Source organism: Methanococcoides methylutens, assembly GCF_000765475.1.
Lineage (GTDB): Archaea > Halobacteriota > Methanosarcinia > Methanosarcinales > Methanosarcinaceae > Methanococcoides > Methanococcoides methylutens.
In genome coordinates, this window is record NZ_JRHO01000005.1 from 56,411 (window position 1) to 72,685 (window position 16,275).

Consider the following 16,275-nt stretch of genomic DNA (forward strand, 5'->3'; position numbering starts at 1 on the left):
TTTCTCACCTCGCTTACTCTGGCTTGAATCCATATGCGGTTCTCTTCTCAAACACTGTGTGGACCCACTCGATGACCTCTGCGTCATCTCTGAATGCAACATTGTCTACACGGTAGAATGTGGTTCTCTTGGCAGCCTCTTCCTCGGACATTGGTTTTCCGAAGTCGACCTTCTTGTCGATTGCCCTTCCTACCTGGTCCTTGTGCATGATTACTACGCCATTCTCAAGGCGGCATCTGTCAAGCATGTCGAACATGATTCCATCTTCTGGAAGACGGAGTGAGTGACCGTGAACAGTTGCGCCACGAAGGCTAGCAAGTGCTGGGCATGTCATTTCTGTCTCGAGCTGGAACTTTGCGATCTCTTCCATGTCTCTTTCACGAGCTTCAACGACCTGACGACCGGAAAGTGTACCTGGGTCGACACCTCTGTAGTTGATTGCTGCTGCGTATGACCTGAAGTATGGTGTTGATGGTGCGTTGTACATTGAGTCAACGAACTGAACGTACCTTACCCTGTCACCAGCTTTTGCGCCTGGTGTTGGTTCGACCATTTCTCTGACTGAGCATTCTGGTTCACCCATCTCAGCGAGTGGTGGGTGTGTGCTTGGGTAGTCGCTACCTGGTGCACGGTGTCCGAGTACTAATGTAAGATCGTCGTCAGAGACTTCCCTGAGCTTTTCGACCTTTCCGGACATGTGCTTTCTTCTGTTTTCTGCAACGGATGTTGCACCTGGATAATATTGTGCTTCGTATGCCATATTATACACTCCTTAGTTATCAATAGATCTCATTGTGTTCTTTACGGATTTCACGAGTTCGTTCAACTTGTCTCTTGAACATGATTCTCCTCTTGTGACTCCTGACACAATATCCATAACTTTTCCTTTTGTTAGGGTCTCGTTATTTTTAGGTTTTACAAATTTGGTCTTAATTCCTCCCTTAGCAAAATCCTCAAAGTCGACATTTGTCTGACAGACGATTATTGCCGGGATCTCTGCATCCTTTAGAATTTCCCTTACTTTTTTTACCACATGGTCTCGTATGTTCCCTGTATGGATAACTGCCAGTTTATGCCTTGATATCTGCGCAACTTCTTCAGGTGTTATCCCGAATGCGCCTGATCTCATTGGTGTATCAGGTATGCCTGATCCTGAGTTCAATACCAGAACACTGACCTGTATATCTTCCCTGCGCATGCCGTATGTGAGTTCACATATCGGTTTTGTGATGTGGCGTCTGCCGGGACTCATTGCTACTGTGATGACATCAGGGCGTCCGGTCTCGGAAAGGGTGCCGCGTTGTGCGAGCCCTCCACCGCGTCCCAAGCCCATTCCATGCCTGCAGTCTACAACTTGTGTTTCCCGGTCAAACATTTAACATCATTCCGCTGGATTTAAGGAACAAATACGATTACCCACTTTGCCTTTCGGATCTGCCAGTCCGAGGACTGTTGGATCTGCTCCAGGACCACGTTTTGCATAGTCGGAAACGGTCTGCTTGTTTGGTAAGAAAAGTCCTTCTCTGAACTCGAGTCCCATCGGAAGTATTCGCTCACAAACTTCCCCGATGTTGTCTCTTATCTCTGAGTTGAGGACTTCCAGCCTTATGCGGCCAACAATCACAGCCAAGCTAATGTCCGTTTCACCGATACTGATCGTGTCACTGAACTTATGGTTGACATCCTGTCCTGTCGCAGGACCATATGGTACGGTCACTGGAAGTCTTGGGCCCTGTACGAATGCCCTTGTGATGCCTTCTATTTTGCTCAGTTCGACGAGTAGTTCCTGTGCGGTTTCCGGGCTGAGTAACCTTCGTGGAAATATCTCGATCTGTATGAGGTTCTCTGTGTTTGATGCAGAATCGACCATTATTGATTACCTTCAAGATCTGTTAGAGCTCTTTATTTAGAGTGCCCCTGCAACTGCTTTGATTGGCTCTCTGAATTCTTCGATTGAACCGAACACATTTCCAACAAGTCCTGATGTCTTCTCGATGGTAATCATCTGAGTACCTGCATCAATTGAACATGCAGCGGATACACAAGGAATTGCGAATCCTCTGGAGTGTCTTGTTACAACGTGGTTACCATTGAAGATACCTGGTCCACCGCCACCATAGATTGAGTGACTGAAGAAGGAGAATCCGACTCCAGTACCCTGTGCTCTACCCATGTCACAGCCTGGAAGACCTGTTTCCTTCTCGAGTATATCGTTGAAGTACAGGATGGTTGATGATACGTTCTGAGCTGCTCTGCCTGCTGCACAGTTTACGAGTGTAGCTGCGAGCTGACCTGCTGCTGCACATGCGTTCCACATGGAAACGTCATTTGCCTTGTAGAAGTTGTATCCGGATGGTGCCTTGTGGTCGACCTCGATGATACCTGCTTCGAGTGCTTTCTCGACAACGGTCTCGACGACTGTACCGACTGTACCGGTCTTGCCGTTCTCTTTGACCATTTCGTAAACGATGTTGTTAGCGTTAAGGCCCTGGTATGCGAATCCAAGTAACTGGTGTCTCGCGAATGAACCTACTGCGTTACCCATCTCGAACATACCTGCCTGCTCGTATATTGAGGAGAGTGCAGCAGCGTTCATTGCCTTTCTGCCTGTGATAGCAGCGACGTGGTTGGTCATGATGTTCCTAAGGGAGAAACCGAGACCTTCATTCTGCTGTGGTATGCTGAGAATTGATGCAACGTTACCGCCGCTCATGTCCATGGTCTGTGGATAGCTACCCCAGACAGCACCCTTTACGAGTGGTGCATCGAACATGTCGGTGTTGTATGTGTCAATGATGGTCTGTACAACAGCTGCTGCACTTACTGTACTTCCTGAAACGAAGTCAGCACCAGCGTCTGTCCTTGCGCTTGGAACCTGCACAAGAAGCTGTTTTCCGCCACCGATCACTTTTACGTTTGTGTCGTCGTCGTCGCTTACCTTTACAAGGTTTGCAACAGACTCTGCGATTGCATCTGCGTTCCCTACGATATCATATTCGAGACCACGTCCGAGAATCTGGCGTCCTTTTCCACCATACTTGCCGGTTGCGAGACCTTTCTCGATACCTGCAAGGTTGACAGCGACAGTCCTCTTTGTGTCTTTGATGATCTTTCCGATTGCTGCATTTGTTGTTGGTGCGAGTGCCATTATGTCGACGCCGCTTTCCAACAGTGTACCTCTGTCGTCATATATGTCTATTTTGTCAGACACGATATTTCCTCCTAATTTTATTCCAGAAATCCCGATGGAAACCACAAGATTTGAGCGATGGCCCAAAAGTTCCCTAATGGTGCCGTTTTTGTGTTAAATGATGTTTCCAATTGGTCATTCTTCTAATTGATTCAAAATTGGAACGTTGTTTTCAGGTTTAAAGCTTTTGGATTTGGGGTAAGGGTACGAGGGTTTTTCATCATTAATAATTAAGTTAAGTGCATTTAATGCGGTTTAGTTTGAATTATTCTGAAACTTTGGCATACGAAATGCATACGTATGTATATTTTTGTGTGAAAAAGAAGATCATCCTCATCTTCCTAAATTAATTCTGTGTGGGATAATAATCAATGTCTGTCCTCTCCCATTCTTTGCACCACAAAGATTTAGTACTACATACATTAAGGTACCCACGATCGATATGGAAATAGTTGCAGATGTCGGTGGAAATCCCGGCGTAGATTGTCGTGGGTTTTGCAAGTACTGCTACTTCAAGAAAGTAAAAGACGTACCTGCTTTTGGTTGTAAACATTGTTTCCCTTTTTCAAAAGGGTGCGACTATTGCACACGCGGTGTCAAAGAGCTCTACTCAGGCTTCAAACCTGTTCAATATGTTATGGGTGAAGTTTCACAAGCCATGCATTTTGGTTCAGGGGAAGCTGATAAGTTTACCATAAGTGGTGGCGGTGACATCAGCTGTTATCCTGAACTTAAAGAACTGGTCTCTTTCTTATCACAATTTAAAAAACCAATACATCTGGGATATACCAGTGGGAAAGGATTTACTTCGGAAGATGATGCTGCCTTTTTTATTGAGAACGGTGTCACTGAGGTATCATTCACTGTATTTGCGACCGATCCGGAAATTCGTGGGGCATATATGAACGACCCTGAGCCGGAAGCTTCCCTTGCTGTACTTCGTGACTTCTGTGCACATTGTGAGGTATATGGTGCAATTGTTGTAATTCCGGGTGTCAATGATGGTGAAGTTCTTGAGAAGACACTTTCTGATCTGGAAACCATGGGTGCCTCAGGAGCGATACTCATGCGCTTTGCTAACTCAAGGGAAGAAGGACTGATACTTGAGAATGCACCTATAATGGAAGGTATCGAGTCTCATAGTGTTGAGGAGTTCACTCAGATAGTCCGTAATGCTGCTAAAAACCACAGTTTCAGAATTACCGGCACACCTCTGGAAGATCCTCTCTTTGGGTCTCCATTCGCGATAAGGGTGCATGATGATCTGCTCACAAAGTTGCCTGAGGTTACAAAAGAAGCTACAATAATCACAAGCAAGGTTGCAGAAGAAAGGCTTTCCGGGATATTCGACAAGCTGGGGGGCACTGTGAATGTAATTGGGTTGAACAAGGACATCGGGTGCCTGATCACCATCGATGATTTCCGTGATCTTGATCTTTCCAATGTCAAGGAGACCGTTATTATTCCTGGCCGTGCTTTTGTCCATGACCCCGAAGTTAAGGGATTGCTTTGCAGCGATGGTGTGGACCGGCTCGTAAGGCGTGGTCCTGATACATTGACAGTTGACGGCGAGATGTCAATAGGTATGAGCGAAGAAGATGTTCTCGAGCTCGAAATGAATATGTTCACAGAGCTCATTCAGCAGATCAATGCCATAGGCATGCCTGTACAGTGATGCTTGTTGGTAATAGACTTGTTCGATCAGTTGGTTAATATGCCGATCTGCTAACGGATATGTTATACACTGATCGGTTATATTTGCACACTAATATGTTGCAGCGCTTGCTGCAATCTTTTTTTACATAAAGTCTGAAAGTCCCATCTGTTTGGATCTGTCATTTTCAAAAAGTGACTTCATGTCGTAGCCTATCAGTTCAATGCGCTGTTTTGTGTAACTTGAAACATTGTACTCTTCTGCCACTTTCATTGAGACCTCAAGGTACTTTTTGACAGCACCCTCGTGAACCGTAAGGATAACTCTGCCACCACATTTTTGACAACTGCCTGTAAGTGGTGGTCTGCGGTACTTAGCACCACATTTTACGCATCTTGTCCCCTGTCTTGAGAAAGCTCTCAGGTTTCCGAACATATCTGGCAGGAAGTGGGATATAAGCACCCTCTCTGCGACATCTGAAGCATCAACAGCGCGTATCTTCTTTCCAAGTTCAAGTTGTGCATCCATCTTCTCGACCATACTTCCAAGTGTCTTGTATGCACTTTTGAGCGGACCTGCCGCAATGTTGGATGTATCATGGGTGAACATGAACTTTTCATACTGTAATGGGGTACCAAGTCTGCTGCTGACCAGGTCAAAAGTATCTTCGAACTCCTTGGGGTTTGCAATTCTCAGTGTAGCTTCGTAGAATTCCAGCGGGTATGATTCACAGACATCTATATTATGTGCTTCCTTGTCAACCTCACTGGGGTCGAGGCGTGTGGTCAGAACAAGGGGTGCATCCATCTTTCCTCCTCTTTTGTCCGGCAGGTACTCGCGGGAGAAGTTGAGCAGACCATCCATAAGCAGCATGACGCAATCTTCATCCCCGTCACAATTACGCCTTTTTGCAGCATGGAAGAACGGATGTGCATATCCGACTGCAGCTGTGGTAAATCCTACAAGCCTTCCAAGCACACCTGCTGATGTATGTGGTGCAAGTCCCATAAGGAGGGTGCCAACCGTGTCATCCCTTGTCTTTGCATTATAATATGGATCTTCTTTATAATATTTGACAAGAAGATCGTCAATGTATTGCATGGTCCTTAGAATATAATCGGCGCAATCGTATGATATTACAAGGTCCTGAACCTTGAGGCAGAGCACCTGCTCAGGGTCTGTAAGTGGTTTTCCATAGATGTCTTCCTTATAGCCAAGTTCCTTAAGCTTCTCGCATGTGACTCCTATCTCGGAAGGTCTGATGTGTGTAAGTGGTATGTCCGACATGTCATAACGCACTGTCCCATCCTTGAAGGTGAACAGGTCATGTTTTGCCCGTAGGATCCCTTTTTCGAGAGGTTCGGGTGTCATGTCCTTTGACATCATTTTCTTAACACCTTTGAAGGAATCGAGTTTGTCTCTTTCACCGACCTTCTCGAATGCTTTCTGGTAAATGCTTTTGAAATCGATCTTTCTCATACTTGTGCAGGTTGTCTTTGTGCCACATTTTGGACATTCCGCTTTGTTCACAGAAATGCCGCATCTGGGGCAGAAAAGTTTTGGCATGGTATATTCGCCGCAGTCACACCTGTATTCGAAGGTCTCCACTCCACATGCCGGGCAGATCCTGTTCCCAATCTCTACAGCTATCTCTCCGACCTTTGCATTCGTTGATGCCTTGAAGCTGGCGGCATTTTCAAGTTTTCGTGTATTTCCTCCGGATTCTGCAATGGGGAATAACACATGGGGTGCTGGTGACATCTTCCTTTTATCAGATTTCTCCGGTCTTCCCATCCTTGCACCGATGCGTGTGGGAGCTCTTGGGCGTACTTCAAATTCCGTTATTTGATTGATATTGTCAAGTACCTCTTCATGTTCAAGAGACTCCCACTTCTTTCTGAGCCCGTCATCCAGTCCAAGGGTATAGATGAATGGCAGTGGTTCCTTGATCAGTATCATCCCATCGCTTATCCTGTGAAGTACAAGTAGTAGCTCAAGTGTTCTCTTCACTCCGCTTGAAAGTGCGGCATCGTGTGGTAATTTTAGTACTGTTCTCTCGCTTTCAAGGATCCCATTCTCAGAGATGAAGTCCGCAAGCTGTTCGAACTTATCATTTTCAATATCATGCCACAGGTATGTGAACTTGGGGTGCAGGGCTACCCCATACTTTTTACTGGAATCCAATGCAACATCCTGGGATGGGTCCTTAAGAACTTCTTCACCATCTGTCTGCTCTCCTCCAGCTTTCCTGTATTCCTGTATCCACCACTCGAAACAGTACGGTGATGGTGCAAGTGGGTGGTTGTTCTCAAGGAAATCTCCATAATTTATCAGTATCTCACCAATGTCAATGATCTCCTCGACCTCTGAGCGTAATTCATATGCTTCATCTATGCGATCGATCCTGACAACATCTCCTGACCTGAGTTTTACTGTGGGACCTTCGATGGAATCTACCGGAGCCATACCTGCTGCTTTTCCAGGTCTTTCAACTTTAAGCTGCGTTCCCGGTGCGATGAAGTCGTCCATCACAAGCATTCCGGAAGGATTTATTCCTGCGGCTGCAAAGGATGTATTGCGCGACCTTCCATAGCGCAACCGGAATCCTCCTGGTCGGGATGGGTGGGAAAATACAGGTCTTCCGGCGATCAGGTCTCGCATATACTTATCCTTCGGCTTGATCTTCGGTTTCTCATCTTTCTTCTCTTCGCCACTGTCGTCAGATGCGCTCTTTGTACCGGAGATCAGTTGTTCGAGCCATTCCCAGCCGTCGATCTTAAGTTTTTTTACATGCTTCTGTATCTTTGGAGCTTTTAGTGCCAGGCCTTCAGCAAGTACCAGGGCCATTCCGCCACGTACTCTGTTAGTATCTATCCTTTCGAGATTGCGGTGTCCTTCAACCTCTTCTGCTTCAGTTGGTTCTCCATCGATGCATATTGGGCAGTTCTCCACGATCAGCCTGATCTCTTCTTCGGATGGGGTGTACTGGAGACTTGCAACCCTCTTGTAGAGCATGATCTCCTCAATGTAGCGTTCAACCTCTTCTTTTCGGGGTTTGTATCTGTCAATGCCAACGCCTCTGCGTACATAATCGCCAACAAGTACGGATAGTGCCTGTGCAGTACCTCCTGCACTGCGTATCGGGCCGGCATAGAAAATGCTGACGTATTCAGACCCGTCATCGTTCTTTCCGATCCCTGCACGGTCAATTCCTTCAATTGGGGCAGCAACAACTCCTTCTGTCAGCATGGCAACGGACACACGGATCGCAGCTTCGATAGCTTCGGATTTAGAATCAAATGTGCCAACTTTTCCCTGAGCTACTTCTCTTCCAAGGGCCAGTGCAGCTTCTTCTCTTGACCTGGTTTCTTCCAGTTTCCGGATAAGCTCTGCTACACCTTTAACTCCGATAAGGTTCTCCACTCTGTCGGCAAGGTCCTTTGCAAGTGGTATTTCAACATGGGGTTTTGGGTCTTTTCCCTTCGAGCGAGCATTGTTGACTATCTCTATCTCCTTTTTCAACGTGCCCTCAAGTGTATTAAAATACTCATGCATTTCTTTGCTTGCTACAATTTCTGCCATGTTGGGTTGTTCTCCCTGATTTCATTGACTATGGCTTTTGAAATTAAAAAGATGTTGATGTTCTTTTAGATTGATCCATCTGATTTTTATATTCATTCAATGTATACTAAGTTTGACGTATTTGGTTTAATGAGGTGTATTATATGAAATTGGGCATACTAACAATTCTGTTGATAATTTCAATGTTTTCAATTCCTGCATCTGCAGATCTTTTTGATGAACTGGACCTTGCTGTTAATGAATATAATCTGAACGTTGATGGCGTTCCTACAAGTGTCAGATATGTTATAGGGGATGAGGAACTGCTTTTGCTCATCGATATGAATGACTCAAGCAAACTTGGCATAAAAGCAGTTACGAATGTGGACCTGGAGGTTAATACATTTGAAAAAGTGGATGCTGTTGATCCTGGGTTTGAACCTGCTCTTACTATAACTTCCAATGAAGCTGTGGTCAGGCAACTCCTGGACTCCGATGATGTTGTCACAGATTTCAATGATGCATATAACAATGGGGATATCAAGATCGTTGCAGCAAGCACTATGGACAAGGTCATTATCTCTGTAGGTGGAGCTTTCTTGAAACTTTTGAGTTCAGTTGGACTTGTATAAATATCAAATTCACATGCAGATCTTAAATTTTCTTTTTTTTATTTTGTTTGGGCTTGTGGGGTATTGATAATTCTAATTTAATGTCTCATTATATTATAATCATTCATATTATATTATTTGCAACATACTTCTGATTTACGTTTTACTTATATATGCATACCAGAAAGTACATAAAAGGAGATGTTTAATTATGTCCAATTTAAGCTTATCATGAATACAACCCCTGGATCGGGTCTAAATAGATCTTATTATGAGGTAAAATTATGTCAGTAAAAATCACGGAAACAATCCTTCGAGACGCACACCAGTCTCTTCTTGCGACACGTATGCGAACCCGTAACATGTTACCGATCGTTGAAAAGTTGGATGAGGTCGGATATTACTCACTTGAGATGTGGGGAGGTGCTACATTTGATACATGTATCAGATACTTGAATGAGGATCCGTGGGAGCGCCTGAGGGAACTTAAAAAGCAAATGGTGAACACTCCGGCACAGATGTTACTTCGTGGTCAGAATCTTGTGGGGTACCGTCACTATTCAGATGATGTTGTGGAGAAGTTCGTAACAAAGGCTCATGAGAATGGTATCGACATATTCAGGATATTTGATGCGGTCAATGACATACGCAACATGGAAAAGTCAATAAGCGTTGCAAAGAACGTTGGTGCGCATGTTCAGGGTACCATTAGCTACACCATCAGTCCGGTACACACCGTAGAAAAGTATGTTGAATTTGCAAAAGAGCTTGCGGATCTGGATTGTGACTCTATCTGCATCAAGGATATGGCAGGGCTGCTTGCACCTCACGAGGCGTACGAACTTATAACCTCTCTCAAGAAAGAGGTCGGTCTTCCTGTTGCACTTCACTGCCACTGTACATCTGGCATGGCTTCAATGAGCTATATGGCTGCATGTGATGCTGGTGTCGATGTTCTTGATACGGCATTATCTCCTCTTGCAGGCGGGACTTCCCAGCCTCCTACAGAGTCAGTTGTTGCAGCACTTGCAAGGACAAAATATGATACTGGCCTGGATCTGGGACTTCTGACCGAGTCTTCAAGATACTTCAAGGATCTCAAAGAAGAATACCGGGGTATACTTGATCCTATATCAGAACAGATCGATACTAACGTCCTGCTTTACCAGATTCCCGGTGGTATGCTTTCCAATCTTGTTTCACAGCTCAAGGAGCAGAATGCTCTTGACAAATATGATGCTGTTCTGGAAGAGATGCCAAAGGTCCGTGAGGAACTTGGATATCCTCCACTTGTCACTCCAACCAGCCAGATCGTTGGAACTCAGGCTGTATTGAATGTTCTTATGGGTGAGCGCTACAAGGTCATACCTAAAGAAGTGAAGGATTATGTTCGTGGTCTGTATGGAAGGTCACCTGCACCTATCAGTTCAGAAATGATCGCAAAGATAATTGGCGACGAAGAGCCTATTACCTGTCGCCCGGCAGACCTTCTGGAACCTGAATATGAGTCTCTTAAGAAAGAGGCAGAAGAACAGGGTCTTGTGAAGAAGGAAGAGGATGTTCTGACCTACATATTGTATCCTGCTATCGCACCAAAGTTCCTGCTTGGTGAGGCAGAAGAAGAGGAGCTCCTCCCTGTAACTGTTGCGCAGGCTGCTCTACAGGCCCATGTGGAAATACCAACCGATTACCGTGTTGAGATCGATGGCGAGGTATTTGATGTCAAGGTAGAGCCTACTGGAGGTTCTGTCCAGGTCGTGGAGAGCTCAAAAACGACAGTTGAATGTGAAGGCGCTGTTACAAGCCACATGCAGGGCATGATCCTTTCGATCAATGTCAATGTTGGCGACACCGTTGAAGAAGGGGATAAGATCTGTGTTATCGAAGCCATGAAGATGGAGAATGCGATCCATGCTCCAGCTAGTGGTGTGGTAAAAGAGATATTTGTCTCTGAAGGCGATCCCGTTGGTACGGGAGAAGTATTGATGGCAATCAACTGATCCGAGGTATACATCATGTTCAAAAAAGTACTTGTAGCCAACAGGGGTGAGATCGCTATACGCATCATGCGTGCTTGCAGGGAACTTGATATCCCCACTGTGGCTGTATATTCAAAAGCTGATGAGAATGCTCTTTTCGCAAAATATGCGGATGAGTCATATCTGATCGGTCCTGCTCCTTCAAGCCAGAGCTATCTTAAAATGGATAAGATCCTGGAAGTTGCGAAGGAGTCTGGCGCAGAAGCTATTCATCCGGGATATGGTTTCCTTTCCGAGAATGCTGTGTTCGCAAAGAAATGTGAGGATGCAGGCATTACTTTCATAGGTCCTTCAAGTGATGCTATCGAGAAGATGGGTAGCAAGATAGCTGCCAGGTCACTCATGATAGAAGCCGGTGTTCCTGTGGTTCCCGGATATGATAAGGCAATAGAGAATGTTGATGAGGCTATTGAGATCGCAGACTCCATTGGATACCCTGTAATGATCAAGGCATCTGCAGGTGGTGGCGGTATCGGCATGAAGATCGTCCACTCAAAGAATGAGTTTGCTTCATCATTGGAATCCATCCAGTCGGTTGCTCAATCTGCTTTTGGTGATTCCACCGTATTTGTTGAGAAATACGTTGAAGAACCACGTCATATCGAGTTCCAGATACTTGCTGATAATTACGGCAATACTGTCTATGTATCGGACAGGGAATGTTCAATACAGCGGAGGCACCAGAAGCTCATGGAGGAAGCACCTTCTCCTATTATGACACCTGAGCTTCGCAAAGAAATGGGCGATGCTGCAGTAAAAGCAGCAAAATCAATAGGCTATAAGAATGCAGGTACGGTGGAGTTCCTGTATTCAAAAGGTGATTTCTATTTCCTTGAAGTTAATACTCGTCTTCAGGTGGAGCATGGTATCACTGAGCTCGTCACTGGAATCGATCTTGCGAAACAGCAGATCCTCATTGCAGATGGTGAAAAGCTTCCTTTTAAGCAGGAAGACATAAAGATCCAGGGTCATGCGATCGAATGCCGTATCAATGCAGAGGATCCTCTGAACGACTTTGCACCATCTCCCGGTAAGATCAGGGGTTATCGTTCCCCTGGTGGTCCGGGTGTACGTATGGACAGTGGTGTCTATATGGGTTACACGATTCCGCCTTACTATGACTCCATGGTTGCAAAATTAAGCACCTGGGGCAGTGATCGTGAAGAGGCTATTAACAGGATGAAAAGAGCACTTTATGAGTTTGTGATATAGGGAATTACTACCAATATACCATTCCATAAGGCTGTTCTGGACAATGAAGCATTCGTGCGTGGTGATCTGACCACCCATTTCATTGATGATCACAATATCATTGATGAGGTCGTAAAGGTTGTCGAACATGATCTTGAAAAGGGTGTTACTCTGGGATCAGTACTTTGTTCCAACTCTTCGAAGAAAGTTGCAGCTGCTAGTGTGGCTGTTGGTGCCTACGTGAATGCTGCAAAACAGCAGAGCAATCAACAGACTAAATAAGGTCTGTTGATATATTCTTTTATAATAATGATCTGATCATATTGGGGGTTGCTATCTTGGTCGACAGGAAAATGGATATTCTTATAGCTTTGAAAGAAGCTGGCAAAGAACCCATCTCTGGGGAAGAAATTGGTGAAAAGCTGGGTATTTCCCGAACAATGGTGTGGAAATATATTAAGATCCTTGAAGAGGATGGTTATGTTATTGGATCATCTCCGGGTTCGGGCTATGTTCTTATTTCTGCTCCTGACAAACTCTATCCTTCTGAGATCAGCATTGGTCTTGATACCGATATCATAGGGAAAGATATTCATTATTTCGAATCAGTGGATTCTACCAATGATATGGCAAAGAAAATGGGTTTTAAGGCCGAAGAAGGTACGGTTGTAATCGCTGAGATGCAGGAAAGTGGACGTGGCCGCAAAGGTGACCGTTGGGTATCACCTAAAGGTGGTATCTGGCTTTCGGTCATCCTCAAACCAGGCATCTTACCTGTTCATGCACCAAGGCTGACACTTATGGCAGGAGTTGCTGTTGCCAGGGTCATAAGGCAGTTTGGCGTCGATGCATCTATCAAATGGCCAAATGATGTCGTCATTGATGGCAAAAAGGTTTGTGGCATTCTGACCGAAATGGATGCAGAAGTTGATCATATCGGATTTGTTGTTATTGGCATTGGTATAAATGCTAATGTATCTGTTGATGAGCTTCCGGAAGAATTACGGGGTGGTTGCACTAGCCTTAGTTCTATTAATGGTGAAAATATAAACAGGGCAGCATTCGTGCAGGATTTGCTTAGATCCCTTGAGGCGGAATATCTGCGTTTCAAACTGGAGGGTTTCTCGACGATCCTGAAGGATTGGATATCTTTATCTGACACAATTGGAAGGCAGGTTGAAGTTATAACTCCCCAGAAGATCATTGCAGGGAAAGCAACTGGAGTTACTGCTGAAGGTGCTCTAATTGTTGAGACTTCTGAAGGTATGCAAGAGGTCATGGCAGGTCGATGCATCTATAAATGAATGGTGTGGGACGTGAGTTACAGTAGAAATAACTGGATACGCTTCTTTGTATCCTTCCTTATTATTTTGTTACTTCTTATACTGCCAGTGCTCGGAGCTCAGGTAAAGGCTGAAGTGCTAATGGATGGTGACAGTATTTTCGTTGAGACCGGAAGTTTCTGGGAGTTCAACCAGGGTTATGTCTTTGTTATCAAAGATGTGAATGCAGATGGGGGTGTATGGGTAGAACTTTCGCTTGATGGTGTTAGTCTGAAGGACGAAGTTCTTTATGAAGGAGACATTTTTGTTTATTCTCGTGATTCAACAGAACTATTCAATATGACCGTTGATACTATCTATTATGGTTCTGGTGGTGATCTGGTGACCTTTAAACCCGTTTTCCAATATCGTGATCGCTCACTTCCAGCTCCCATCCCGGAAGATTCTGAAGTATCTGTAAATGATTCCAACACATCTTCAGAACCGGATGTAACGTCTGATAATGACATTCCGGGTTTCGGTCTTATAACCACGATGTGCTGTATGGTCCTTGTTTTTATTTGCCGTAGCTTTTTTGAAGTGAAGTGATCGTTTATCACAACCGAAGCTTTACTAAGTTAGTTCGATCCGGCATTAAAAGCAGTCAGAGTTATAGGGTAACAATAAAAATAACGCTAAACCTATCATAAAATGATACTAAGCAAACCATAAACATAATGGAAAAGGTATCAATAAACATAACAATAAATGTAGTATAGACGGAATGTAAAAATAATCTTTAATGTACTAATAAAAAGTAAAAGAAAAAAGAAAGGTAGGGATTAAGTTCAGAACTTAATATCTCCCTTCTCCATTAACAATTTGAGATCCTGCAGGCTCATCTTTCCTGTCTTTTCGAACTTCTCTTTTGCTACGTTATGTTTTTCATCGATCTTCTTCTCATCTTTTTCAAGCTGAATGTCGTTGAGCTTGTCAAGATATACGCTGAGTTCATCCCTGAGCTGTGATATCTTAGCTTTAAGCGGGTCGATCTTTTCCCTTATTGGGGATACTACAGCATATGTTTCCTTGATCTGTGAGTGGTACATATCCGCTTCTTTGCGAAGCTCATCGACCTTCCTGTAGCTATCAAGCATTGCAAGATGGTGTTTCTGTGACTCTTCTGCGAGCTCCTTAACGCTACCGCCAACGGTTCCATCGGATTTGTAGACTGATTCGGATTTCTTGTATGTTTCTACTATCTTCTTGTGGATATCGTCTGCATTGCTTGCAGAGTCGATCCTCTGTTGAAGTTCTGTCAGTCTTCCAAATATATCGATCTCATGCTTTAGTGGAATGTCAGCATTCAGGAACTTGTCAAGCTCTGCAGCATATGCTTTTGTGAGGGAGTCCACACTTCCGCGGGAAAGCTTATTGTACTCATCACGTTTTGCTTTAAGCTCCGATATGCTACCTGTGATCTTGTCCTTTTCACCACGTATCTTCTCATTTGAAGCTTTGATCTCAGCTATCTTCTCGTTCACTGCATCACGTAGTGTTTTTTCTTCCCGTGCTTTTGTTGCCAGCTCTTTTACCTGTGCATTGAGCTTGTCCCTTTTTTCTTTAAGCTCATCGATGTTCGTTCTGTGTAGCTTCAGGTCTCTGAATACAGCTTTCAGGGTACGCTCGTTCTGTGAGATCTTTGTTCTGTAGTCGTTGACTACATTTTTAAGGTCCCTTTCGTTCATGGTTGCTGCATCTGGTAAGTCGCTCATGCGTTTGCCTCCTGGGTATTTTCTTCACTGGCTGGAAGCGTTTCCCAGTATTCAAGAGCTTCATTGTGACTCTTTATTCTGTTGTCAAGCCAGCCGTGGCGAGGTGAGACTTCTTTGAGCTCATCTCTTGCTTTTTGGAAGGCATTTTCAAAGTTCTTCTCAGTACCGAATATACTTGCAAGCTCGGTACTGGAAACGATGGCTTCATTTACTCTTGTCCTTATCTGTTGAACGGCTTTCTGAACGTCTTCATGGGTTCCCATGCCATCCAATTTTTGGAGAAGTTCATCCACGATCTTCTTCTCTTCATCGATTTTAATAGCACGTTTTACCTTTGTGATGTCATCGTGGATGCCATGCATAAGCTTGTTATCCAGCAGTTTTTCATCGATAACGTCGAACATTTCCTCGAGTATGTTCTCTGCCTGGTGGTATAGCTGTTGACGCTTTTCTTTTAGCAGTTCAGTTCGGCTCAATACATCTTCCTTGTCTTTCTTGGAAGATTCTATCTTTTCGTTCAATGCCTTTACTTTTTCTTCGAGTCCACTGAACTCTTTATTGTATTCTTCTAAAAGGCGTTTGTGCTTTGTGATCACATTCTTGATCAATTCATTTTTGTCAAGAATGGAAACTTCATTATTTTGTGTACTCTCACTCATAGTTCCACCAAATTTATGTCATAATTGTAATATTTTATAATTTATATAATTGTGCATGTGGTATTCCTTCAATATATATAACGCATCCGGATTCGATCACGCCGGCATCGATGGCGCATTGGACTGCGCGACTGCCAAATATATTTGCGGTTGTTGCATTTGATATGGCTTCGATGATCTTCTCTTCAGATGCTATCTCGCCTTTGTAGAATCCTTCACTGATCTCTATGACCAGTTCGCCTTTTTTAAGCTTTTTACCTATCAGTTCTTTATCGCAAACTGCAACGATCATCTGATTTCCGGACTTGTGTATTTTCAGGTACATGTGTTCAC

General features: G+C 44.4%; 13 protein-coding genes and 1 pseudogene. 6 read left to right on the top strand and 8 right to left on the bottom strand.

Translation table 11 applies throughout. The annotated features are described in order from the left end of the window. Positions 1-13: 13 nt before the first annotated feature. From mcrG to mcrB, 4 genes are read right to left on the bottom strand one after another with little or no spacing between them, the layout of a single operon-like run. Positions 14-760 carry a coenzyme-B sulfoethylthiotransferase subunit gamma gene (gene mcrG, locus LI82_RS01630; protein WP_048193231.1) on the bottom strand — a complete coding sequence of 249 codons (747 nt, stop codon included), beginning with the start codon at positions 758-760 and terminating at the stop codon, positions 14-16. A 12-nt stretch (positions 761-772) separates the two neighbouring features. Beyond that, the gene (gene mcrC, locus LI82_RS01635) at positions 773-1,375 is read right to left on the bottom strand and encodes a methyl-coenzyme M reductase I operon protein C (protein ID WP_048193232.1); all 603 of its coding nucleotides are present in this window, start codon (positions 1,373-1,375) and stop codon (positions 773-775) included. Between the two features lie 6 nt (positions 1,376-1,381). Continuing rightward, positions 1,382-1,870 (bottom strand): methyl-coenzyme M reductase operon protein D, encoded by a 489-nt coding sequence (gene mcrD / locus LI82_RS01640; RefSeq protein ID WP_048193233.1) that lies wholly within the window; start codon positions 1,868-1,870, stop codon positions 1,382-1,384. Between the two features lie 36 nt (positions 1,871-1,906). Beyond that, a complete protein-coding gene (gene mcrB / locus LI82_RS01645; protein ID WP_048193333.1) occupies positions 1,907-3,211 on the bottom strand; it encodes a coenzyme-B sulfoethylthiotransferase subunit beta in 1,305 nt (434 codons plus the stop codon). A 421-nt stretch (positions 3,212-3,632) separates the two neighbouring features. Here mcrB and mmp10 point away from each other — a divergent pair, with 421 nt between their 5' ends. After that, positions 3,633-4,865 carry a methyl coenzyme M reductase-arginine methyltransferase Mmp10 gene (gene mmp10 / locus LI82_RS01650; protein ID WP_048193234.1) on the top strand — a complete coding sequence of 411 codons (1,233 nt, stop codon included), beginning with the start codon at positions 3,633-3,635 and terminating at the stop codon, positions 4,863-4,865. A 123-nt stretch (positions 4,866-4,988) separates the two neighbouring features. Here the strand turns inward: mmp10 and LI82_RS01655 are convergent, their stop codons facing one another. Further along, positions 4,989-8,426, bottom strand: coding sequence for a DNA polymerase II large subunit (locus LI82_RS01655; RefSeq protein ID WP_048193235.1), 3,438 nt, complete (start codon positions 8,424-8,426; stop codon positions 4,989-4,991). Positions 8,427-8,569: 143 nt separating this feature from the next. Here LI82_RS01655 and LI82_RS01660 point away from each other — a divergent pair, with 143 nt between their 5' ends. The 5 genes and pseudogenes from LI82_RS01660 (at position 8,570) to LI82_RS01680 (ending at position 14,117) form a co-directional block, all read left to right on the top strand. Further along, complete coding sequence (locus LI82_RS01660; protein ID WP_048193236.1) at positions 8,570-9,037, top strand: hypothetical protein; 468 nt, start codon at positions 8,570-8,572, stop codon at positions 9,035-9,037. A gap of 263 nt (positions 9,038-9,300) precedes the next feature. Then, complete coding sequence (oadA, locus tag LI82_RS01665; RefSeq protein ID WP_048193237.1) at positions 9,301-11,016, top strand: sodium-extruding oxaloacetate decarboxylase subunit alpha; 1,716 nt, start codon at positions 9,301-9,303, stop codon at positions 11,014-11,016. Between the two features lie 15 nt (positions 11,017-11,031). Beyond that, a pseudogene (locus LI82_RS01670) lies at positions 11,032-12,528 on the top strand (acetyl-CoA carboxylase biotin carboxylase subunit). 56 nt (positions 12,529-12,584) lie between these two features. Next, positions 12,585-13,550 (top strand): biotin--[acetyl-CoA-carboxylase] ligase, encoded by a 966-nt coding sequence (locus tag LI82_RS01675; protein WP_048193334.1) that lies wholly within the window; start codon positions 12,585-12,587, stop codon positions 13,548-13,550. Positions 13,551-13,562: 12 nt separating this feature from the next. Continuing rightward, positions 13,563-14,117, top strand: a complete 555-nt coding sequence (locus tag LI82_RS01680) for an S-layer protein domain-containing protein (RefSeq protein WP_052402655.1) — start codon at positions 13,563-13,565, stop codon at positions 14,115-14,117. A 239-nt stretch (positions 14,118-14,356) separates the two neighbouring features. On the opposite strand, the gene LI82_RS01685 is transcribed toward LI82_RS01680, so the two are convergent. The 3 genes from LI82_RS01685 to LI82_RS01695 are packed head-to-tail and all read right to left on the bottom strand — an operon-like array spanning position 14,357 to position 16,267. Next, positions 14,357-15,283, bottom strand: a complete 927-nt coding sequence (locus LI82_RS01685) for a coiled-coil protein (protein WP_048193239.1) — start codon at positions 15,281-15,283, stop codon at positions 14,357-14,359. After that, complete coding sequence (locus tag LI82_RS01690; protein ID WP_048193240.1) at positions 15,280-15,942, bottom strand: hypothetical protein; 663 nt, start codon at positions 15,940-15,942, stop codon at positions 15,280-15,282. Before LI82_RS01690 ends, LI82_RS01685 begins: the two co-directional genes overlap by 4 nt. Before the next feature lie 34 nt (positions 15,943-15,976). Continuing rightward, entirely contained in the window at positions 15,977-16,267 is a 291-nt protein-coding gene (locus LI82_RS01695) for a DUF424 domain-containing protein (RefSeq protein WP_048193241.1), read from the bottom strand. Positions 16,268-16,275: the final 8 nt, after the last annotated feature.

Bases quoted from the DNA above. Each gene is read 5' to 3' on its own strand.
- mcrG (WP_048193231.1), bottom strand. From the start codon at position 760: ATGGCATACGAAGCACAATATTATCCAGGTGCAACATCCGTTGCAGAA.
- mcrC (WP_048193232.1), bottom strand. From the start codon at position 1,375: ATGTTTGACCGGGAAACACAAGTTGTAGACTGCAGGCATGGAATGGGC.
- mcrD (WP_048193233.1), bottom strand. From the start codon at position 1,870: ATGGTCGATTCTGCATCAAACACAGAGAACCTCATACAGATCGAGATA.
- mmp10 (WP_048193234.1), top strand. From the start codon at position 3,633: ATGGAAATAGTTGCAGATGTCGGTGGAAATCCCGGCGTAGATTGTCGT.
- LI82_RS01655 (WP_048193235.1), bottom strand. From the start codon at position 8,426: ATGGCAGAAATTGTAGCAAGCAAAGAAATGCATGAGTATTTTAATACA.
- LI82_RS01660 (WP_048193236.1), top strand. From the start codon at position 8,570: ATGAAATTGGGCATACTAACAATTCTGTTGATAATTTCAATGTTTTCA.
- oadA (WP_048193237.1), top strand. From the start codon at position 9,301: ATGTCAGTAAAAATCACGGAAACAATCCTTCGAGACGCACACCAGTCT.
- LI82_RS01685 (WP_048193239.1), bottom strand. From the start codon at position 15,283: ATGAGCGACTTACCAGATGCAGCAACCATGAACGAAAGGGACCTTAAA.
- LI82_RS01690 (WP_048193240.1), bottom strand. From the start codon at position 15,942: ATGAGTGAGAGTACACAAAATAATGAAGTTTCCATTCTTGACAAAAAT.
- LI82_RS01695 (WP_048193241.1), bottom strand. From the start codon at position 16,267: ATGTACCTGAAAATACACAAGTCCGGAAATCAGATGATCGTTGCAGTT.